Origin of the sequence: Pedobacter sp. ASV12 (assembly GCF_016429155.1) — a bacterium.
Classification (GTDB): domain Bacteria; phylum Bacteroidota; class Bacteroidia; order Sphingobacteriales; family Sphingobacteriaceae; genus Pedobacter.
Genome location: NZ_JAELUC010000017.1, coordinates 23,536 through 45,119, shown reverse-complemented (window position 1 = coordinate 45,119; position 21,584 = coordinate 23,536). Strand labels below are relative to the sequence as shown.

16 protein-coding genes are annotated in these 21,584 nt (G+C 44.5%); 12 read left to right on the top strand and 4 right to left on the bottom strand.

Features of this window, described 5'->3' with window-relative positions:
- Positions 1–13: 13 nt before the first annotated feature.
- From JHD69_RS06665 to murA, 8 genes are all read left to right on the top strand, one after another.
- Positions 14–550, top strand: a complete 537-nt coding sequence (locus JHD69_RS06665; protein WP_199138605.1) for a PH domain-containing protein — start codon at positions 14–16, stop codon at positions 548–550.
- Positions 547–2,049, top strand: coding sequence for a PH domain-containing protein (locus JHD69_RS06660; RefSeq protein ID WP_199138603.1), 1,503 nt, complete (start codon positions 547–549; stop codon positions 2,047–2,049). The genes JHD69_RS06665 and JHD69_RS06660 overlap by 4 nt, the downstream gene beginning before the upstream one ends.
- Positions 2,050–2,334: 285 nt before the next feature.
- Positions 2,335–5,388, top strand: a complete 3,054-nt coding sequence (locus JHD69_RS06655) for a SusC/RagA family TonB-linked outer membrane protein (RefSeq protein WP_199138597.1) — start codon at positions 2,335–2,337, stop codon at positions 5,386–5,388.
- Between the two features lie 5 nt (positions 5,389–5,393).
- Entirely contained in the window at positions 5,394–7,073 is a 1,680-nt protein-coding gene (locus JHD69_RS06650) for a RagB/SusD family nutrient uptake outer membrane protein (RefSeq protein ID WP_199138596.1), read from the top strand.
- Between the two features lie 98 nt (positions 7,074–7,171).
- Entirely contained in the window at positions 7,172–7,825 is a 654-nt protein-coding gene (locus JHD69_RS06645; protein WP_199138595.1) for an outer membrane beta-barrel protein, read from the top strand.
- A 154-nt stretch (positions 7,826–7,979) separates the two neighbouring features.
- Complete coding sequence (locus JHD69_RS06640) at positions 7,980–10,265, top strand: ATP-dependent helicase (RefSeq protein WP_199138594.1); 2,286 nt, start codon at positions 7,980–7,982, stop codon at positions 10,263–10,265.
- Between the two features lie 78 nt (positions 10,266–10,343).
- Entirely contained in the window at positions 10,344–11,000 is a 657-nt protein-coding gene (locus tag JHD69_RS06635; RefSeq protein WP_199138592.1) for a DUF4290 domain-containing protein, read from the top strand.
- A 76-nt stretch (positions 11,001–11,076) separates the two neighbouring features.
- On the top strand, positions 11,077–12,402 hold the full coding sequence (gene murA, locus JHD69_RS06630) for a UDP-N-acetylglucosamine 1-carboxyvinyltransferase (RefSeq protein WP_199138590.1): 1,326 nt from the start codon (positions 11,077–11,079) through the stop codon (positions 12,400–12,402).
- 84 nt (positions 12,403–12,486) lie between these two features.
- On the opposite strand, the gene JHD69_RS06625 is transcribed toward murA, so the two are convergent.
- Both JHD69_RS06625 and dprA read right to left on the bottom strand, forming a co-directional pair.
- Positions 12,487–13,848, bottom strand: a complete 1,362-nt coding sequence (locus JHD69_RS06625; RefSeq protein WP_199138588.1) for a pyridoxal-phosphate dependent enzyme — start codon at positions 13,846–13,848, stop codon at positions 12,487–12,489.
- 131 nt (positions 13,849–13,979) lie between these two features.
- Positions 13,980–15,071, bottom strand: a complete 1,092-nt coding sequence (gene dprA, locus JHD69_RS06620; protein WP_199138586.1) for a DNA-processing protein DprA — start codon at positions 15,069–15,071, stop codon at positions 13,980–13,982.
- Between the two features lie 144 nt (positions 15,072–15,215).
- On the opposite strand from dprA, the gene JHD69_RS06615 reads away from it, so the two are divergent.
- Together JHD69_RS06615 and JHD69_RS06610 are read left to right on the top strand one after the other, a co-directional pair.
- Positions 15,216–15,584: a BlaI/MecI/CopY family transcriptional regulator gene (locus JHD69_RS06615; protein WP_199138577.1), complete on the top strand. Its 369-nt coding sequence runs from the start codon at positions 15,216–15,218 to the stop codon at positions 15,582–15,584.
- Positions 15,584–17,158 carry a M56 family metallopeptidase gene (locus JHD69_RS06610; RefSeq protein WP_199138575.1) on the top strand — a complete coding sequence of 525 codons (1,575 nt, stop codon included), beginning with the start codon at positions 15,584–15,586 and terminating at the stop codon, positions 17,156–17,158. Before JHD69_RS06615 ends, JHD69_RS06610 begins: the two co-directional genes overlap by 1 nt.
- A gap of 175 nt (positions 17,159–17,333) precedes the next feature.
- On the opposite strand, the gene rsmG is transcribed toward JHD69_RS06610, so the two are convergent.
- Together rsmG and JHD69_RS06600 are read right to left on the bottom strand one after the other, a co-directional pair.
- Complete coding sequence (rsmG, locus tag JHD69_RS06605; RefSeq protein WP_199138573.1) at positions 17,334–17,969, bottom strand: 16S rRNA (guanine(527)-N(7))-methyltransferase RsmG; 636 nt, start codon at positions 17,967–17,969, stop codon at positions 17,334–17,336.
- A gap of 10 nt (positions 17,970–17,979) precedes the next feature.
- The gene (locus tag JHD69_RS06600) at positions 17,980–19,134 is read right to left on the bottom strand and encodes a glycosyltransferase (RefSeq protein ID WP_199138571.1); all 1,155 of its coding nucleotides are present in this window, start codon (positions 19,132–19,134) and stop codon (positions 17,980–17,982) included.
- Between the two features lie 215 nt (positions 19,135–19,349).
- Between JHD69_RS06600 and tgt the strand changes: the two genes are divergently transcribed.
- Both tgt and JHD69_RS06590 read left to right on the top strand, forming a co-directional pair.
- Positions 19,350–20,480 (top strand): tRNA guanosine(34) transglycosylase Tgt, encoded by a 1,131-nt coding sequence (tgt, locus tag JHD69_RS06595; protein ID WP_199138569.1) that lies wholly within the window; start codon positions 19,350–19,352, stop codon positions 20,478–20,480.
- The gene (locus tag JHD69_RS06590; protein ID WP_199138566.1) at positions 20,480–21,583 is read left to right on the top strand and encodes an LptF/LptG family permease; all 1,104 of its coding nucleotides are present in this window, start codon (positions 20,480–20,482) and stop codon (positions 21,581–21,583) included. Before tgt ends, JHD69_RS06590 begins: the two co-directional genes overlap by 1 nt.
- The last annotated feature ends 1 nt before the right edge of the window (position 21,584 follow it).

The following is a 21,584-nucleotide window of genomic DNA, read 5'->3' as shown; positions in this document are numbered from 1 at the left end:
TTAAGCTGTTGCAATGCTCCATTTCGCAAACGAAACGATCGACTTAGATCAACTGCCCAAATACGAAGAAACCAAGTTGAATGCACCACATGCCAGCTATTGGCGGGTGATCCTGATTAACCTGCTGATTTGTTTGCTGCTGCTAAGCGGTGCCTTGGCCATGCTTTTCTTCCTTAACCAAGAAATACGCCCCTACCTTGTACCTATGGGTATTGCCTATCTTTTAGTTTGGATTTTGCTGTTTGTGCTTTACCGCGCCAGCTTTAAAAAGAGAGGCTTTGCCCTGCGCGAAAAAGACATCATGTATAAAAGTGGCATCATTGCCGAAACCACTACGATTATCCCCTTAAACCGCATACAACATGTGGCTTTGGAAGAAGGCCTTTTTTCGAGAATGTACGGATTGGCCACCTTGCAGCTGTTTACCGCCGGTGGACAAAGTGGCCACATGCACATTGCAGGCATACCCATAGCAAAAGCCAGGGTGATTAAAGAAGCGTTGGTTAAACGCCTCGATTTAATAGAAAACCCCGCAATCGAAGCGCAATGAACCAGGATTTTAGCCAGCCACAGCGACAATCGGTAACGGGCATCATCATCATGACCGGCAATATGCTGCAAGAGCTCATCAGGGCTTTTATCATACCAATTTTGCTGATGATCTATAAAACCGATTACAAGCAAATGATGGTTTTTGTAATTATAGTTGGTGCCATATTGCTGGTTTCGCTCTTGCTTGGCTACCTCAACTATCGAAGATTTACCTTTTTTTTAGATGAAGCCAAGCAGGAATTCGTGATTAACAAGGGTATTTTTAAGCGAATCCAACTGACTATACAGCTTGACAAAATACAGCAGGTTAACATTAACCAGTCTTTGTTGCAAAAAGTAATCGGCATTTACAGCCTGCACATTGATACGGCAGGAACAGATGGCAAAGAGGTAAGCCTGAAGGCTATTGACGAACAGAGTGCTTATCGTTTAAAGGAAAAGTTGCTTAACCACAAGCCCAATCTCCAAGCTCATGAAACAGAAAACCCTGTAGCTCCTGCACCTGTATTGCCCCTGCTTAAAATAAGTGCCGGCACGCTATTCAAAGTTGGCCTAACTTCTAATTATGGCCGTAGCCTGGCCTTGCTGATTGGTTTTGCCTTTGCGGCTTTCCATAATATCAAAGAATTGCTCAAGGCTTTCGATACCGACAACGGGCAGGTTGAGAGCGTGCTAGAAAAAGGCATTACAGCTTTTTCGGTAAGCTTGCTGATTGTTTTGGTACTCTTTATCCTGTTGGCCACCAACATTATCCGCACTTTTGTAAAGTATTTCGATTTTCAGATCAGCAAACAAAACGGTTCCTTGCTTATGGCTTCTGGCCTTTTTTCGCGCAACCATACTTTACTTAGTCCCAAAAAGGTGCAGATTACCGCCTATAGCCAAAACTACTTTCAACAAAAGCTCAATTTCATGAACCTGACCCTCAGGCAGGCGCATGCCGGCAAGGAACAAAGCGAAAAGGAGCTACACAAATCCAACTTGGAAGTTCCGGGCTGCAACGTTGCCGAAAAAGATGCATTGTTGCAGCTTATCCTTGGAAAAACGCCGCCTCAAGGACAGGTATTTATTCCAAATTTCAGGTTTTTAAACCTGCCCATTTTCTTTAACCTCGTCATACCTGTGGGCATTTACCTGTTATTGGCTTCGCATATTCGGCAACTTTGGTCTTTTTATCCGCTAGCCATTGCCTATTTTGTACTGGGAATTTTAATGATCTATATCAGTTACACCAAGCACCGTTTAAGCGTTAGCGAAGATTTCATCGTCAAACAAAAGGGGATCTGGGACATTTCGAATGAAATCATTTTTTCGCACAAAATACAGTCTATCACCACATTTCAGTTTCCATGGCATAAAAGCGTTGATGTTGGCCACTTGCACCTGCATACCGCAGCCGGTATGATCCGTTTTAAATACGGCAACTACACCGAAATCAAACAGCTGGTTAATTACTGGCTTTACCAGTTGGAAAGTGGCAGCGAAGAATGGATGTAAAGCTAAGCCTGCTTTGCTTTTAACCAACTGCAATCGTTTGCGTAAAATTAAAAAAAACGATTTAGCCAATAAAAACAACTAAAAATATAGTCACGCTAATAAAAATTTTATTTCTGCTAATATTCGTTCACTAAGCTGTTCTTAATTAAAAATTAGGACTATTGGCTTTAGGCTTACTCAATCGTTTGCGTAGGCTTGGCTCGTTTCAATCCAAAATTTAGGTTATACCTTAATCCTCCAAGGGCTTTTGCGCTCAAGCAGCCTTACTAACCTAAACTTATTCCAATGAAAAAAAATCTATCAAAAAAGATGATTTTAACGGGCCTGCTCGTTATTTTCTCGCTCCTAACCTACGCACAGGTTAAGGTAAGCGGTACAGTAAAAGACAAGGATGGATTGCCGATACCCGGCGCAAGTGTCCAGATCAAAGGAAGCTTGACCGGTGTAAGCACCGATCCAAACGGCAAGTATTTCATCAGCGTGCCCACCAATTCTACCCTGACGTTCTCGTTTATCGGCTTTATTACCCAAGATATTGCCATAGGCGACAAAACCGAAATCAATGTTGTATTACAAGGCTCAACCAACGACTTAAACGAAGTGGTAGTAGTGGGCTACGGTGCACAAAAGAAGGTGAGTTTGGCAGGATCGGTTGCCACCGTAAACACCAAAAACATCATCAACAGGCCAGTTACTTCCCTAACCAATGCTTTGCAGGGCGCTGTACCTGGGGTAGCCATCAAATCGGCACCTGGCGACGTAGGCAGCGACCTGGGCTCTGTCAACATCAGGGGGCGCGGCAACCTGGGCACTTCCGAGCCGCTTTATGTAGTGGATGGCGTAATTGTTTCGGCTGGCGATTTTGCCCGCATCAACACCAATGACGTAGAGAACATTTCCCTGCTTAAGGATGCCGCCGCCGCTATCTATGGCTCAAGGGCAGCCTATGGCGTAATCTTGGTAACCACCAAAAAAGGCAATGGCGCCATGAGGATCAACTACAATGCCTATTATGGCACCCAATCGGCCACCTACTTGCCCGATTTTGTAGGTTCTTACGATTATGCCATTTTGCGCAACGAGGCCGCCGCCAATGCAGGCAAAACCCCGGTTTTCTCGCAAACGGCCTTAACGCAGATCCAAAATCATGCTAACCCCGACCTCTATCCAGACAACGACTGGTATGCCTTAACCTTAAGAAAAACCGCCCCGATGATGGAACATGCCATCAATATTTCGGGGGGCGACAAAATCAGGTATTACCTGGGGGGCGCCTATTTCGATCAAAATTCGTTGATTCCGGGCAAAGACTTGAAACGTTATTCGCTAAGGACCAACATCGATGCACAGGTGAGCGAAAAATTCAAAGTAGGAACCAATATTTCCTACATCAGGGATGGATTTAATAACGATAAAGGCAACATCGACTTCGTGTCGCTATCAAGACAAGTGCCTTTACTGGTAAACAAACAAAGCAATGGCAATTGGGGCAGCGTAAATGGCGGCCTGATCGACGCTACCTTGGCTACCGGAAATACCGTACGTAAATTAGCAGAAGGTGGCAGAAGTTCTTATTATACCAATCGCTTTATCGGCAACTTAACAGGAACTTATACTCCAATCAAAGGCCTCGACATTTCGGGCCTATTCTCTTACAACTTTTACAATTCGTTAAACAGTAGCTTTACCAGCACCATGAACCCTATCCCTAACTATTTTACAGGGGTTCCGATTGCAAGTACAGCGGTTACCACCAACCAGCTCGATGAATCGTGGCAAAACATTGGCCGTTTATTGGCACAGGCTACGGTAACCTACGAGAAAACGATAGACAAGCATTATTTCAAGATTTTGGCTGGTAGTTCGTACGAAAACACCAACAACCGAACCATCAGAACCATCCGCAAGAATTTTGTAAACAACGATTTGAACGCCATTAACGGCGGTTCGTCTGATCCGTTGAACACGACAGCTTCTGGCGGCATAGACCAGCGTGCCTTCGAATCTTATTTTGGCAGGTTAAACTATACCTACAATAACAAATACATCTTCGAATCAACCATTAGGGCCGATGCTTCTTCGCAGTTTGCACCAGGTCATCGTTGGGGTACCTATCCTTCATTTCTGGGCGCTTGGCGTATCTCGCAGGAAGATTTCATGAAGGACATCAAATCCATTACCGAATTGAAGCTGCGTGCATCGTGGGGCAAGTCGGGTAACGTAAACAACGTAGGTTCTTACGATTTTTACGACGGCTTAACGACCGGAACGGGCTCAATTTTAGACGAAAGCAAGCAAGATGGCGTCTTTCCGGCCAAATTGTACAATCCTTTGTTGAGCTGGGAAAAAGTAAATACCACCAACATCGGTGTAGACCTAACGCTTTTCAACTCGCTATCGCTTCAGGCCGATGTATTTGACCGCCTAACCAAGGATATCCTGTTGCAAAACCCAAGCATTCCTGACGAAGCGGGTTTAAGTAGCGGCCAGGCCCCTTCCATCAACCTGGGCAAGGTTAGAAACAGAGGCTTCGAACTCTCGCTTAATTACAATGGAAAAATCAATGATTTCAGCTATACTGTTGGTGGCAATGTGAGCAAAATCTGGAACAAGATTGTGGATTTGGGTGGTGTAAACGAAACTCCTCCAAGTGGCTACTACATTAACCGCGTGGGTTATGGCATTGGTTCGTTTTACATGTGGAAATCGGATGGCTTGTTTGCCAGCGACGCCGAAGTAGCACAACATGCTTTCCAATCGACCGGCACCAAGGCTGGCGACATCAAATATGTGGATCAAAACGGCGATGGCAAGATAGATGGCGACGACCGCGTAATCGTAGGCAACGATGTTCCTTACTTCATTTACGGCATCAACTTATCGGCTAACTACAAAGGCTTCGATTTTTCATTGCTTGGCCAAGGCGTAAACGACGTCAAAGTTTACCTAGAAGCCGAAGCTTCGCAGGCGTTTTTCAACAGCGCTGGCGTAAAATCTTATGTATTAGACCGTTGGACCAAGGAAAATCCAAATCCTAACGCAGCTTATCCAAGAGTACTCATCTCTGCCGATAATACCCAAAACCTGAAGCAATCTGATTTTTGGCTGTTCAATGCCGATTATTTCAGGATCAAGAGCATTACCCTGGGCTACAGCCTGCCAAAAAGCATAACCGGCAAGCTTAAAATCGGTGGCTTAAGGGTTTACGCTTCAAGCAACAATCCGTTCACCATCCGCGGCGATAAAAGGCTGAAGGATTTTGACCCAGAGGCACCATCGTCTCGCGCGTCGTACCCTTCACTAAAAACTTATTCGTTTGGTATCAATCTAACTCTGTAATAGCCATGAAAAAAATATTTTATATATCAATGATTACGCTTGCCACCTACTCGTTGAGCGGGTGCAAGAAGTCGGCCATCGATTTTGTGCCACAAGATCAGTTGTCGAGCAGTTCTTTCTGGAAATCCCAAAAAGATGCACAATTAGCCCTAAACGGATGCTACGGCTACTTAAGCAATGCCTACAATTATGCCTATGACGACGGCGCTTCAGATAATGCCTATGCCCAATACCCTTGGGAAAGCAATGCCACCCCTATTGCAGCAGGTAATATCGATGCTACCCTCGACCAAGGCTATAACAGCCGTTACACCTATATCCGCAGGTACAACTACTTTTTAGACAACATCAACAAGGCGCCCATGAGCGACGCCCTGAAAAAACGCTTCATTGCCGAAGCCAGGGTGTTAAGGGCTTTTACCTATTTTGAATTGGCCAAAACATTCGGCCCTGTACCCTTGCTAAAGACTTCGTATACCGATCCACAGGAAACTGCAATAGCACCAACTCCAGAAGCCGATGTTATTAATTTTGCCATTGCCGAAATCCAAAGCGCATTGGTTGATCTACCGGCAAGCTATGCAGGCAGCGCGACCACCGAAACCGGCAGGATTACCAGTGGCGCAGCCTGGGCGCTGTTAACAAGAATCCAATTGCATTATCAAAAATGGGCCGATGCAGTAGTCAGCGCCCAAAAAGTAATGGGTGCAGGTTATGCCTTGTACAGAAAAACCACGCTCACTACGGATGACTTGAAAGACGATTTCAGTCCTTATGTAACTTTTGCCAACGATGCCGAGAAAGACAAATTCTACAAAGGCTTGGCCAGTTACGAACAGCAGTTTTGGGCAGCCAACGAGCTAACCAGCAAAGAAGTCATCCTGGTTTCGCAAAACATTACCAATTCTTCCTACGACTATGGCAATGGCCTAAGAACCCTTTTCCCTCCAAGCGACTTGGGTGGCTGGAGCTCTATCACGCCTACCCAAGAACTGATCAATGCCTATTGGGACAAAACAGGAAATACCTTTACCCCGCCAAGCGCTGCTGCCAGGGCTACCAACTACAACAATGGTACACCTAATGCGGCCTATGCCGACGAATTCAAAAACAGGGATACCCGCTTATATGCCAGCGTATTGTTTCCAGGTGCACCTTGGGGGCGCTTCAACAATGGCTATAAGTTTGCTTGGGGCAAAGGGGGCGGCAACAACAGCGTAACCGGCTATAATTTCAAAAAACTGGTAGATCCGGCTTACATTGCCAACGATTGGGATGGCGAACAAGATTTTGCCATCATCAGGTATGCCGAAATCCTGCTTTCTTATGCCGAGGCAAAGAACGAATTAAGCGGACCAGATGCTACTATTTATGCGGCCTTAGACGATATCCGCGACCGTGCCGGCATGCCTGCAGTGAACCAGGCTGTGTATAACGACAAGGATAAGCTCAGAACATTGATCCGCAACGAACGCAGGATCGAACTGGCCGCCGAAGGTCAGCGCTTTTGGGATATCAGACGCTGGAACATTGCCCAAAACGTAATGAAAACCACTTACGATATTACCAATAGTCCGGTACAAACCCGTGTTTGGCAAGCCAAATTTGTATGGATGCCTTATCCACAACGCGCATTGGATAAAAACCCTAACCTGAAGGCCGCACAAAGTGCCAAAGGTTATTAATATTTCTTCCATATTTTTAAAGGCCGGGCAAATGCTCGGCCTTTTTTGTTTTTAGGCCTAAAATTTGCTATAATTGGTTACACACAACACACAACCAAATGAAACCAAAATTGATCTTCATGGCTTTGCTATGTACCCTTGCATGTGGTACGCGAGCCCAAACAGACAGAGGTCAGGGCCTAGCCGGAGGCAGCCTGAGCTTTGGCACATCAAAAACAAAAGGCGAAAGCAGCGCCTTGAACAATTTTACCGTTACCCCCAGAATCGGCTATTTCCTTTACAAAAACTTTGCCCTGGGTGTCGAATTTCCGTTGAGTCTCTCTAAGCTGCATGGCGTAGACTACACCCGATGGGATGAAGAAGGAGGTTACTACGAAGATGCATCTGGCCCCCAGGAATTCAACTTCGGCATCGCCGCCTTTGCCCGAAAGTATTTCGATATCAAAGAGCATTGGAAGATTTTCGGACAGGCCAACCTCACTTTTCAGGTCATCAGCACCAAATTAATCGACGACGATGGCTACCTGATCAGGAACAGTGGCCGTTTGAAAGGAATTGGCGCAAGTCTAAGCCCAGGTGTAGCCTATTTTTTCAACAACAAACTGGGCATCGAGTTTTCTTTTCCGGTAGTAAGCTTCTTCCATCAAAATTATTACGATGCCAATTCGAGCTATAATTACCCCAAAACCAACAACCTCCGCCTGGCTTTAGAAAATTTTACGCCAACCTTTGGCATACACGCCCATTTTTAGTCGATATACTTGTGAAATTTAGCGCAGTAACACTTGCGAAGTTTTAAAAACTTCGCAAGTGTTATCAAAAGCAAGTGTTTACGTTTAACTTACCAACACCTTTTCATAAGCGCTCATAATTTGCTATTTTTGGGCTTTAAAAACAGGAGCCGATTTGGATTACTTAGCAGGATTAAACCCACAGCAAAGAGCAGCAGTAGAAAACACCCAGGGACCAGTGATGATTGTGGCGGGCGCAGGCTCGGGCAAAACCCGTGTGATTACCTATAGGGTAGCCCATCTTATTCAACAAGGTACCGATGCCTTCAATATTCTGGTGCTTACCTTTACCAACAAAGCCAGCAAGGACATGCGTGAGCGGATCAGCAAGGTAGTAGGCAGCGAGGCCAAAAACATTTGGATGGGTACTTTCCACTCGGTATTTGCCAAGATTTTGCGCGTGGAAGCCGAAAAAATAGGCTATCCTTCTAATTTTACCATTTACGATACCGACGACAGCAAAAGCCTGATCCGAACCATTTTGAAAGAAATGCAGCTCGATGATAAGCTTTATGCTGCCAATATCGTGTACAACCGCATTTCATCGGCCAAAAACAACCTGGTTTCGTATACCGAATATCAGGAAAATAGCCAGATCCAGGCTGAAGATAGTGGCAACAAACGCCCCTTGCTCGGTCAGATCTACGAAACCTATGCCAAACGCTGCTACAAGGCTGGTGCCATGGATTTCGACGATTTGTTGTTCAAAACCAACATTCTGCTCAAAGATCATCCCGATGTTTTAAACAAATACCAGCACAAATTCAAATATTTGATGGTAGACGAGTATCAGGATACCAACTTTTCGCAATATACCATTGTGAGGAAACTGGCCGCTGCCCACCAGAATATTTGCGTAGTGGGCGACGATGCGCAAAGTATCTATGCTTTCCGTGGCGCCAACATCCAGAATATCCTCAATTTTGAGCGCGATTATCCCGATTTAAAGGTTTATAAACTGGAGCAGAACTACCGCTCTACCCAAAATATCGTGGAAGCCGCCAACAGCATCATCGCCAACAACAAAAACCAGTTGGAGAAAAACGTTTTCTCCGACAATGAAAAAGGCGACAGGATTAAGGTATCGAGGGCTTTTACCGACAATGAGGAAGGCAAGCTCGTAGCCGAATCCATTGTGCAAGACCGCACTTCTAAAGGATTGGAGTATAAGGACTTCGCCATTTTATACCGTACCAATGCCCAAAGCAGGGCTATGGAGGAAGCCTTGCGCAAACTCAATGTGCCTTATAAAATATATGGTGGCCTTTCTTTCTACCAACGCAAAGAGGTTAAGGATTTGATTGCCTATTTTCGCCTTACCTTTAACCCGGCCGACGAAGAAGCCATCAAAAGGGTCATTAATTACCCTCGCCGTGGCTTGGGCGATACCACTTTAGAGAAAATCTCTGCAGCCGCCGGTCAGCACGACATCAGCATGTGGCAGGTGATTTGCAACCCTCATCAGTATTTAGACGGTCGCGTACCTGGCCAGCTGAGCGATTTTGCAACCATGATCCAAAGTTTCGCCGCCGAGTCGAAAAAACTCGATGCCTACGAAACCGCGCTTTACATTGCCCAACATTCGGGCATTTTAAAAGAATTGCATAACGACGACAGCGTGGAGGGCCGTAGCCGCTACGAAAACATCCAGGAATTACTGAACGGTATCAAGGAGTTTGCCGAGCGCGAAGACATCGAAGACAGAAGCCTGGCCATTTTTATGCAGGATATCGCCTTACTAACCAACGACGACCGCCAAGACGACAAAGACAAGGATACCGTTTCGTTAATGACCATCCACTCGGCCAAGGGTTTAGAGTTTAAAAACGTATATATTGTGGGCTTGGAAGAAAACCTCTTCCCTTCGCAAATGTCGCTAACCTCAAGAACTGACCTGGAAGAAGAACGCAGGCTATTTTATGTGGCCATTACGCGTGCCGAAAAGAAACTGACCATTACCTACGCCACTTCGCGTTACCGTTGGGGTACGCTAACCTCTTGCGAGCCGAGCCGTTTCATCAACGAAATCAATCCTTCATATTTGGAGCTGGAAATTGTGAAACCGGCTAAGAGTAGCTTCGGCGAAAACAGTTTCGACAACGAACGCAAAGCCTGGACCCAACAACGCGAATTTACACCAAAACCAAGCCAAAGCACTACGGTAATCAGGCCAAAAACCACGGCTATGTTGCCAAAGGCACACGTGCCAACGGCAGGTTTTACGCCAAACGCTGCCAACGAATTCCAAAACGGCATGGACGTAGAACACGAAAAGTTCGGCTTTGGCAAAATCGTGAACCTAGAAGGCACTTTACCCGACGTAAAGGCAACCGTATTTTTTCAAGGTTTGGGCAACAAACAATTATTGCTAAAATTTGCTAAATTGCGAATTGTGAAATAAGAACTATCTTTGTCCATCATTTACATCAATAAAGTGCCAAATAGCTCATACTAAAGAGCCAGCGCTAAAAAAACAACAATGAATTTCGATTATAACACCACCCGTAGCGACCTCATTTTAGCAGAATATGGCCGTAATGTACAAAACATGGTTAAGTACATTATCGATTTGCCTACCAAAGAGGAGCGCAATAAATATGCACAGGCCGTCATCGACCTGATGGGCTTTTTAAATCCGCACTTGCGTGATGTGGCCGACTTTAAGCATAAACTATGGGATCATTTGCACATCATTTCTGATTATAAAATCGATGTGGACAGCCCATATCCTAAACCCACGCCAGAAGATACGCAGTTTAAGCCCGCACATATCGGCTATCCGCAACAAAAAATTGCCTATAAACACTACGGTAAAACAGTGGAAAAACTGATTGCCAAAGCAATGGAAGAGGAAAATCCAGAGCGCAAATCAGCCATGGTACAAGGCATCGCTAATTTCATGAAAATGGCCTATGTACAATGGAATAAAGACAATGTGGCCGACGAAACCATCCTGAAAAACCTGAAAGACCTTTCGGGCGGGGCTTTGGCTTTAGAAGAAAACGTAAACCTGAATAAGGTAGAATTTAAGCCACAGGCCAACCGATCGAACAACAACAACAACAATAACCGCAACCGCAACAACAAAAACCGTAACAACAAAGGTCGCAACAACAACGCTAAACAAAGACACTAACGTTAAAGGCAGAATTGGGCAGGCAATACAAATGCCAAACCTGTTTTCTGAAATCCAGATAAGAAAAACTAGAAAGATGAATGCATTCGAAATTATAGGTGGTAAGAAATTAAAAGGCGAAATCACTCCGCAGGGAGCTAAGAACGAGGCGCTTCAGATTTTATCTGCCGTTTTGTTAACCGACCAAAAGGTAACTATCAGTAATATTCCCGACATCAAGGATGTAAACAAACTGATTGAACTTTTGGGCGATCTAGGCGTAATTGTAGAACGTTTAAACAAAGATACTTATACCTTCGAGGCCAAAAACATCAACCTGGATTTCTTCCAGTCTGACGTTTTCAAGGCAAAGGGCGGGGGCTTGCGTGGCTCAATCATGATTGTTGGCCCGCTTTTGGCCCGTTTTGGCAAAGCGGCCATCCCTAAGCCAGGCGGCGATAAAATCGGCCGTCGCCGATTGGACACCCACTTTTTAGGCTTCGAGAAATTGGGAGCCAAATTTGTGTACGACTCTAAAAAAGCATTCTTCAATGTAGATGCCACCAATTTAAAAGGAGCTTATATCCTCTTAGACGAGGCTTCGGTAACCGGAACGGCCAACATTGTAATGGCAGCGGTATTGGCTAAAGGCACTACTACCATTTATAACGCAGCTTGCGAACCCTATTTGCAGCAGCTCTGCAAAATGCTGAACCGCATGGGCGCCAAAATTTCGGGCATCGGCTCTAATTTGCTCACCATTGAAGGGGTAACGAAATTAGGTGGCACCGAACACCGCATGTTGCCCGATATGATCGAAATCGGTTCTTTTATTGGTTTAGCGGCCATGACCGAGTCTGAAATCACCATCAAAAACGTGTGCTACGACGAACTGGGCGTTATTCCTGAAGTTTTCAAAAAACTGGGCATCAAATTAGAGCGCCATGGCGACGATATTTACATCCCTTCGCAGAAACATTACGAAATCGATACTTTTATCGATGGGTCGATTTTAACCATTGCCGATGCACCTTGGCCAGGTTTTACACCTGATTTACTGAGCATTGTGCTCGTTGTGGCTACCCAGGCACGCGGTTCGGTATTGATTCACCAAAAAATGTTCGAAAGCCGGCTGTTCTTCGTTGATAAACTAATTGACATGGGCGCGCAGATCATTCTTTGCGACCCGCACCGCGCCACAGTAAACGGTATCGACAAAAAATACAAACTAAGGGGCATCAGCATGACCTCTCCCGATATCCGGGCCGGCGTTTCCCTGCTTATTGCCGCCTTGTCTGCCGAAGGAACTTCGACCATCTACAATATCGAGCAAATTGAGCGTGGCTACCAAGACATTGATATCCGCTTGCGTGCCCTTGGCGCACAAATCAAGCGTGTTGAGGGCTCGGGCCCAAGCCATTGATCATAAAAAATCCATAAAGAAAAGAAAGCCCCGAATTTACATCCGGGGCTTTTTTATTTCATAAGTAAACTATTTACGGGATAATTAACCTGAAATAGCTTCGATGATATCGTATTGGGTAATGATTTCGAATTTGCCTTGCTCGTCTTCAACCAAAACAGCGCTGTTGTCTTTATTGATCATAGCCGAAATTTTGTCTATCGACGTATTCAGGTCTACAAAAGGCAAAGAAGCCGTCATGATTTCCTTCACCGGGCTCGACCTTAGCGATGGATTTTCCAGTAGCGATTCCAGCACATTACTCTCCGTTACCTTGCCAATTACCATGCCTTGCTGCGTAACCGGAAGTTGCGAAATACTCAAAGTCTTCATGATGTTGATGGCTTCGATAATCGTTTTCTCGCAATCTAGTGTAACGACCTCTTGGTTAGAGCGCTTAGCCAAAATAGAGCGGGCCGTAAGTTTTTCGTCTTTCAGGAAACCACGTTCGCGCAACCAGTCTTCGTTGTACATTTTGCCCATATAGCGGCTGCCATGATCGTGGAAAATAACCACGACCACATCTTCTGGTTTCAGCGAATCTTTAAGCTGCAGCAGTCCGGCAATGGCTGCACCTGCAGAGTTGCCTGCAAAAATACCCTCCCGACGTGCGATTTCGCGGGTCATTAGCGCAGCATCTTTGTCAGTAACCTTTTCAAAGGCATCAATTACATCAAAATTTACATTCTGTGGCAAAAAATCTTCGCCAATGCCTTCGGTAATGTAAGGATAGATTTCGTTTTTGTCTAAAATGCCGGTTTCCTTATATTTTTTGAACACCGAACCATAAGTATCTATGCCCCAAACCTTTATTTTAGGGTTTTTCTCTTTCAGGTATTTTCCGGTACCCGAAATGGTGCCCCCGGTACCCACACCAACCACCAAATGGGTGATCTTGCCTTCGGTTTGTGCCCAAATTTCAGGACCGGTTTGCTCGTAATGCGCTTGGCTATTAGAAAGATTGTCGTATTGGTTGGGTTTCCACGAATTAGGCACTTCACGTTCTAAGCGTGATGAAACCGAATAGTAAGAACGTGGATCTTCGGGATCAACATTGGTTGGACAAACAATGACTTCGGCCCCAAAGGCACGCAAAGCGTCAACCTTTTCCTTTGATTGCTTGTCGGTAGTAGTAAAAATACATTTATAGCCTTTGATAATGGCTGCCATAGCCAGGCCCATGCCTGTATTGCCCGAAGTACCTTCGATAATGGTACCTCCAGGTTTCAGTTTGCCCGATTTTTCTGCATCTTCTATCATTTTTACCGCCATACGGTCTTTAATCGAATTGCCAGGATTGGTCGTCTCGATTTTAGCCAATACAGTTGCCGGTATTTCTTTTGTAATGCTGTTCAATTTAACCAAAGGCGTATTGCCGATGGTCTCTAAAATATTGTTATACCACATGTCGCAAAATTACGCATTGACGATTAGTATTTTATAAACTAATATTTATTTGGAACATTATTTTTCAATCAGCCTTTTTAAGAAATTTTATTCCATAATCTACAAAATTAGTAGACAATTATACTATAAAATTAGGCCAACTTGTAAATTTTGCCTGGTAGCGAAATCAGGATTCCTTGCATTTCGAGTGTAAGCAGCGTCATGGCCAGCTTACTTTGGGGCGTATCCGATTGGATAGCAAGCTCGTCGGTGCTCATTGGCTCTTCGCGCAACAAGTCTACAATGACCTGCTCTTCCTTATTCAGTTGGATGGGCATTTGCGTTTGGATTTCTTTCTTGGCCACTGGCTCATCATCCCAGCCCAAGTAATAAATCAAGTCGCGCGGGTGGTTGATCAGCCCTGCCCGATTGGTTTTGATCAAAAAATTGCAGCCTTCTGAAAATTCGTCGCTTGTTCTTCCCGGAAAGGCATAAACATCCCTGTTGTACGAATTGGCCAATTCGGCCGTAATCAGGGCGCCTCCTTTAATTGAGGCCTCCACCACAATGGTTACATCGCTCATCCCGGCAATGATGCGGTTCCGTTTCGGAAAATTCTCCCGGTCGGGATTGGTACCCGGCAAAAACTCTGTCAATAAACCACCCTGTCGAGCCATTTTTTGGGTCAGTTCCCTATGAACAGCCGGATAGATACGGTCGAGGCCATGCGCCAGCACCCCCACCGTTGGCAGGCCTTGCGCAAGGCTTTCTTGATGCGCCACTGCGTCGATGCCCAAAGCCAAGCCGCTTACTACGATTACATCATAAGGCAATAAAGCGCCAATTAGCTGCTTGCACAGCTGTTTGCCGTAGGCAGTAGCATTGCGCGTACCCACCACGCTTACGATGCGATGATGATTTAAATCGGCATGGCCTTTATAATAAAGCAACAAGGGCGCATCATAACATTGCCGCAAGCGTTTAGGATAAGCCTTATCGCCATAAAACAATACTTTGATACCGTGCTTTTGGATAAAACCGAGCTGTTTCTCGGCAACAGCCAAGGCATTGGTAGCCAAAATTGCATTAGCCGTCTTCTCTCCTATGCCTTCTACCTTTTTCATTTCCTGCTTCGAGGCAACAAATACGGCTTCGGCACTGCCAAAATGAAACAGCAGATTTTTGGCCAGCATAGGGCCTACACCTTTAATCAGGCTTAGTGCAATTTGATGCGTTAAACTCATTAAAACTAAAATAATCAATAAATTTAGATTTAAGAATTAATTTTATTAAACTGAAAATCAATTGTTTACAACTAAACTATAAAAATAGTTTGTCAACTATAAAAATAGTGGTAAATTTAAATTAAGTAATAAGCAAACAATAGAATGAGAGAGTTAACAAAAGCCGAAGAACAGGTGATGCTGATTTTGTGGGAAATGAAAGAAGGCATTGTAAAAGATGTAATCGACAAGATGGATCCGCCAAAACCAGCTTACAATACGGTATCAACGGTAATCAGGGTTTTAGAAACCAAGGGCTTTATTTCGCACAAGGCCATAGGCAATACACACATCTACTTTCCGCTCATCAGCGAGGCGCAATACAAGCATTTCGCCTTCGACAAAGTGATGAACAACTATTTCGAAAACAACTACCAGAGCCTCGTTTCTTTTTTGGTGAAGGAAAAGAACATGGACATGAACGAACTAGACGAGCTGATTGCATTGGCCGAAAAACTTAAAAACGACAAATAATGGATTGGTTGTACTATTTGCTAGAGGCAAACCTCTACTTGCTCATCTTCTACGGTTTTTATCGTTTGTTGCTACAGAACCAGACATTTTATAATAGCAACCGCTATTACCTGTTGCTGAGCAGCCTTGCGGCATTTGCTTTGCCCGTTCTGCAAATAGGCTACCTTAAGCCTAGGCCAGAAATAGTTGAACAGGCTGTTTATTCAGGTTTGCCTGTTGCACATCAAGCCCCCGGTCTTAGCGATTACCTGTACCTCGTCTACGTGGTGGTTGCGCTGGCATTTGCAATTAAGCTCTTCCTCTCCATTGCAAAAATCATTAGCCTTTGGCAAGGCGCCAAAAAATACCAGAACGAAGATTTCACCTTGGTAGAACTGCAACAAGAAACAGAAGCTTTTTCCTTCTTCAACTTACTTTTTATCCACCCCCACTTGGCCGAAAAACAGGTTGTATTAAAACATGAGCTTGTGCACATTAAGCAAAAACACAGTATCGATGTATTATTTTTTGAACTCATGCAGGTCGTTTGCTGGTTTAATCCTATTATCTATTTCATCAAAAAAGACATCAAGCTGCTGCACGAATATATCGCAGACGAACGCAGTGCCTCTACCAGTGAGCAGAAACACGATTATGTGATGTTCCTGATCGAGAATTCCTTTGGCATTGTGCCCCAAAAACTTACACACCAAATTTTCAATCAATCAATATTAAAAAGGAGAATTAACATGTTAAACAAAAAAAGAACAGCCCATTGGGCCAGGCTCAAGCTGTTGTTGGCCCTACCCTTGGGCGGCGCAATGCTTTGCACCTCGACGATGGCATTTACCAAAGACTATGGCTACGTAGATTTATTTCCGGAGAAAAATAAAACTATCGAAGCTTTAGTACAACAGGAACCCAAAGTGGAGAATGTCAAAAAACAGCCTGTGAAAGCAGAAAACATCAAAGTACAGGAAGTTAAGCCAGACAACATTAAAAAAACCAAAAAAGGTCAGGCCAAATTTCCGCCACCTTCCGGTAAGACCTACAAAACCCGACTTGATGCTCCTGCTGTGGAGCCGCCACCGCCAGGTGTAAAAACGGTTAAGTTTCCGCCACCCATAGTAAGGCGCGACAAAAATGCACCCGCCATTGAACCGCCACCACCGGGTGCAAAAAAAACCAAGAAAGACCAAGTAAAATTTCCGCCGCCCATAATAAGAAAGGATAAAAAAGGAAACAATGACGAAGCAGATTTAAAGGCCAAAGTGGCTGCCTTACCAAGTGTAAGCATTGCCAGTGCAGAGCCCAACAATGCCAAAGAACAGCTATATATCAAATCGGCAAAAGAAAACCAAATCGCAGCAGTGGGCACTGAGCAGCCATCAACCAGCCTGAGATCAGATTCGAAAGTCCGTTATTCAATCGCGGTAACAAAACCTCAAGAAAGTTTAAAGAACAACAAAGACCTCTATCCGGGAACAGAACAACAAAAGCTGAAACTTAAGCTGAAGCCTAGTATAAAAGAATCCAAAAAAGAAGCAAGGCAAACCATTGCCTTAGAATTGCTTCCAACCAACAAACAGCCTTAACCAAACAAACATAGTTTTAGTACAATTCCATCTTGTGCGTAGCGCAAGATGGATTGTTGGCCTACGAGCCATGCTTTTTAAGCAAGCCTGCAAAAAGCAAGCCTGCAAAAAGCAATCCAGGAAATAGAAAAGCCAACGGAGAACAATCGCCAACAGAAATTCGGTTTCAAGAACCTTATTGGGGGATATAAACTACATACTTGGTTTCAAAAAAATCCTCTTCAAAATAAGCAGAAAGCGGATGCAATTCTGCCTTCAGCTTAGATTCCTTGATTTCTTCGGTCAAATCGCCACCTTTGAGGTAAAGAATGCCATTTTGGATGGCATTGATATTTTCTTTGGCAAATTTGCCACGTATCCAGGGGTAAAAATCGATCAAACGCGTTACTGCTCTCGATACCACAAAATTATATTGATCAGTTACCTGCTCGGCCCTTAAATGGCTAGCCTTCACATTGCTGAGCCCCAATGCGGCCGCTACTTCGCTCACAACCTTGATTTTTTTTCCAATCGAATCAACCAAATGGAACTGTGTTTCTGGAAACAAAATGGCTAAGGGAATACCTGGAAAACCACCTCCCGTACCTACGTCTAATACTTTCTCGCCTGCTTTAAAGGTACAGAACTTGGCAATGCCCAGCGAATGCAGGATATGGCGCTCGTACAACTCGTCGATGTCTTTCCTCGAAATGACATTGATTTGCGCATTCCAGAAACTGTATAAATCGTACAGCTGCTCAAACTGGGCACGCTGCTTTTCGGTAAGCTCCTTAAAATACTTAAAAACGATGGTTGGTTTAATATCAGACATGATCAGCGATTTATTTCCACTTTACTTTTTTCACAAATATAGACAGAAAGGCATTAAGCACCAGAAAAACAAACAAGATGAGGTCTAGCAGCGGGAACCACCAGCTCAATTCGCCATAATTGAGGCGTTTTAGCAGGCGTGGGTAAACAAAGCTTCTGATCAGGATGCTCAAGGCAAAAATACCGATGCCCAAATAAAGCGTAGCCGGAAGGCAAAGCAACACAATACCTAATATATAGAACAAAAACTGTACGGCAATCTGCAGCGATAAAACGAACTTATGTTTTGGCTTATAAAACTTGCCAGCACCTACATGTCTCTTTTTTTGACGCAGGTAATCGAAAAAAGAAGTTTTAGGTTCGCTCCAAACCTGTGTCTCTTTATGAATTTGGATAGCCGTATTATGCGCATGGGCATGGGCATTTACGAACAGGTCATCATCGCCAGAGGGGATGTGCATGTGCGCTGCAAAGCCTTTGTTTTTAAAGAAAAGCGATTTTTTGTAGGCCATATTTCGGCCAACCCCCATATAAGGCATACCTTTGAGGGCAAAGGCAAGATAGTTAACCGCCGTAAAAAAAGTTTCAAACCTGATCAGACAGTTCAACAGGCTTCGTTTCTTAAAATAAGGCGAATAGCCCAGCAAAATATCGATGTTATGATCGGCAGGTTGTTGCATGCCCATTAGCCAATGGGCCGAAGCAGGTTCGCAATCGGCATCGGTAAATACCAACCACTCATAGCTGGCAGCCTTGATGCCCATGGTAACGGCAAACTTTTTTCCGGCAATAAATTTCTCGCCTTCGGCCACGGTTACCACCTTTAAATGGCTATGTTGCTTGGCTAATCGCTCTAAAAAATCGCCGGTCCCATCCCACGAGCGGTCGTTGACTACAACCACCTCAAATTGCGGATAGTCCTGATTTAGAATGCTGGTAAGATATTTTTCCAGGTTCTGGATTTCGTTACGGGCACATATAATAACGCTGATGGGATTAACTGCGTGCTCAGGTATCTCTGCTATTTTATAACTGGCCAGTTTGGCATGCACAAACAAGCTAAAATAGAGCTGGACCAAAAAACAAAAAACAAAAGAGCCGAGCAGGCTAATCTCTAATATATCTAATTCCACGATGGTATTTCTGAAAGCTAGCAAATCTCTCATTTTTAATCTGTAAAACCAGCTTGATGTTGATAAAAAATAAAGCCATGTTCAAAAAACGCATAATTATTAAAGGTTTTGAACGTTGTTTCTAGCTCAGCCTCAAAACACCACGGCGCAATGACCATAAAAAGGAATATTCTTGCTATTTTTGTCGGATTTTTGAAGCGGAATACCATGCCATGAAAACCATCGTGGCCAACAAAACACAGAACAGCATGAAATTTGATTTACAGGCCAAAGACCCGTCATCCAAAGCCAGGGCAGGCGTAATTACCACTGCCCACGGCGAAATACAAACCCCTATTTTTATGCCTGTAGGCACTGCCGGAACAGTAAAAGCAGTGCACCAAAAAGAACTCAAAGAAGAGATCAAAGCCCAAATCATCTTGGGCAATACCTATCATTTGTACCTAAGACCCGGACTGGAAGTTTTAGAACCTGCCGGTGGACTGCACAAGTTCATTGGCTGGGACAAGCCTATTTTAACCGACAGCGGCGGCTACCAGGTGTATTCGCTGAGCAAAGTGCGCAAAATCAAGGAGGAAGGCGTTACTTTCCGTTCGCACATTGACGGCTCTAAGCACTTGTTTACACCAGAATACGCCATGGACATCCAAAGAACCATAGGCGCCGACATCATTATGGCTTTTGACGAATGCACCCCTTATCCCTGCGATTACAAGTACGCGGCCAATTCGCTCAACATGACCCACAGGTGGCTTAAACGCTGTTGCGAGCGTGTAGACACTACCGAACCCAAATATGGCTACGAGCAAACGCTTTTCCCTATCGTTCAGGGTTCGGTTTATAAGGATCTAAGGGTGAAATCGGCCGAATTTATTGCCTCAATGGGTCGCGAGGGCAATGCCATTGGCGGTTTATCGGTAGGCGAACCTGCCGAAGAAATGTATGCCATGACCGAGGTGGTTTGCGACATCCTGCCCACAGACAAACCACGCTACCTGATGGGCGTGGGTACTCCTATTAATATATTGGAAAACATTGCGCTTGGCGTTGACATGTTCGACTGCGTTATGCCCACCAGAAATGCCCGAAACGGCATGTTGTTTACCCGAAACGGCATCATCAACATCGGCAACAAGAAATGGGAAAGCGATTTTTCTCCAATCGATGCCGAAAGCGATTTACTGGCCGACCAAGTCTATACCAAAGCCTATTTAAGGCACTTGATGCACTCGAAAGAGATGTTGGGTGCACAGATTGCCACTTTGCATAACCTGCATTTCTACCTCTGGCTGGTTAAAGAAGCCAGAGAAAAAATCATTTCGGGCGAGTTTTACGCTTGGAAGAATAAAATGGTGAGTATATTAGGGAATAAATTGTAATGAACTTCATCAGGCAGCGCATTAAAATTATCGACGGCTATATCATTGGCAAGTACCTGGGTACCTTTGTTTACACCCTGGTTATCTTTGTGGTGATCATTGTCATCTTTGATCTTTCGGAAAAACTCGACGATTTTTTGGAGAACAACATGAGCATCTGGCAAACCATTTCGCAATACTATGCCGGTTCTATACCGTTTTATGTGAACATGCTCTCGCCATTGATCAATTTTATTGCAGTCATTTTCTTTACGGCTAAAATGGCCGACCAGACCGAAATCGTGCCTATTCTAAGTGGCGGCGTAAGCTTTAACCGTTTTTTAAGACCTTACTTTATCTCGGCCTTCATTATTTTCTCGCTCAACCTGTTGTCTAATCTCTATGTATTGCCCTATACCAACAGGATCAAAAACAAGTTCGAAAATGAGGTGGTAAACAAAAACGACCCCTATATCAAAACCAATATCCACATGAAAGTGGATAGCAATACCTATATCTTCATCGATAATTTCGACAATAAAACCAATATTGGCTACCGTTTCTCGCTAGATAAATTCAAAGGCGACGTCTTGAAGAAAAAACTGATGGCTGAGCAGATTACCTGGGATTCGGTAAAAAGAACCTGGAAACTGAGCAGCTACACCATCAGGAACATTGACGGCCTTAAAGAAACGATGGTTTATGCCTTCAACAAGCAGAAAGATACGGTTCTGGATATGAGGCCTAACGATTTTTCGGCTTACCAGAATGTATTCGAAAGCATGAGCAACAAAGAGCTTTCAGACAAGATCAAAAAAGAAAGAATAAGGGGCTCTGGCATTATGAGCGACCTGCTCTTTGAACAGTACAAGCGTTGGCTGCAACCCCTGTCGGCCTTTGTACTCACATTAATCGGCGTAGCTTTATCTTCCAGAAAAGTACGTGGTGGCGTGGGGTTGCCACTCGGAATCGGCATTATCCTGAGCTTTGCCTATATCGTTTTGACGCAGTTTGCTAAGATGTTTTCGACTAAGGGTGGCTTGCCTCCTTTGGCTGCAACGATTTTGCCTACGCTCTTTTTTGGCTTACTAGGCTTATATTTGCTGCGAAAAGCACCAAAATAAG

Bases quoted from the DNA above. Each gene is read 5' to 3' on its own strand.
- JHD69_RS06665 (WP_199138605.1), top strand. From the start codon at position 14: ATGCTCCATTTCGCAAACGAAACGATCGACTTAGATCAACTGCCCAAA.
- JHD69_RS06660 (WP_199138603.1), top strand. From the start codon at position 547: ATGAACCAGGATTTTAGCCAGCCACAGCGACAATCGGTAACGGGCATC.
- JHD69_RS06655 (WP_199138597.1), top strand. From the start codon at position 2,335: ATGAAAAAAAATCTATCAAAAAAGATGATTTTAACGGGCCTGCTCGTT.
- JHD69_RS06650 (WP_199138596.1), top strand. From the start codon at position 5,394: ATGAAAAAAATATTTTATATATCAATGATTACGCTTGCCACCTACTCG.
- JHD69_RS06645 (WP_199138595.1), top strand. From the start codon at position 7,172: ATGAAACCAAAATTGATCTTCATGGCTTTGCTATGTACCCTTGCATGT.
- JHD69_RS06635 (WP_199138592.1), top strand. From the start codon at position 10,344: ATGAATTTCGATTATAACACCACCCGTAGCGACCTCATTTTAGCAGAA.
- murA (WP_199138590.1), top strand. From the start codon at position 11,077: ATGAATGCATTCGAAATTATAGGTGGTAAGAAATTAAAAGGCGAAATC.
- JHD69_RS06625 (WP_199138588.1), bottom strand. From the start codon at position 13,848: ATGTGGTATAACAATATTTTAGAGACCATCGGCAATACGCCTTTGGTT.
- dprA (WP_199138586.1), bottom strand. From the start codon at position 15,071: ATGAGTTTAACGCATCAAATTGCACTAAGCCTGATTAAAGGTGTAGGC.
- JHD69_RS06615 (WP_199138577.1), top strand. From the start codon at position 15,216: ATGAGAGAGTTAACAAAAGCCGAAGAACAGGTGATGCTGATTTTGTGG.
- JHD69_RS06610 (WP_199138575.1), top strand. From the start codon at position 15,584: ATGGATTGGTTGTACTATTTGCTAGAGGCAAACCTCTACTTGCTCATC.
- rsmG (WP_199138573.1), bottom strand. From the start codon at position 17,969: ATGTCTGATATTAAACCAACCATCGTTTTTAAGTATTTTAAGGAGCTT.
- JHD69_RS06600 (WP_199138571.1), bottom strand. From the start codon at position 19,134: ATGAGAGATTTGCTAGCTTTCAGAAATACCATCGTGGAATTAGATATA.
- tgt (WP_199138569.1), top strand. From the start codon at position 19,350: ATGAAATTTGATTTACAGGCCAAAGACCCGTCATCCAAAGCCAGGGCA.
- JHD69_RS06590 (WP_199138566.1), top strand. From the start codon at position 20,480: ATGAACTTCATCAGGCAGCGCATTAAAATTATCGACGGCTATATCATT.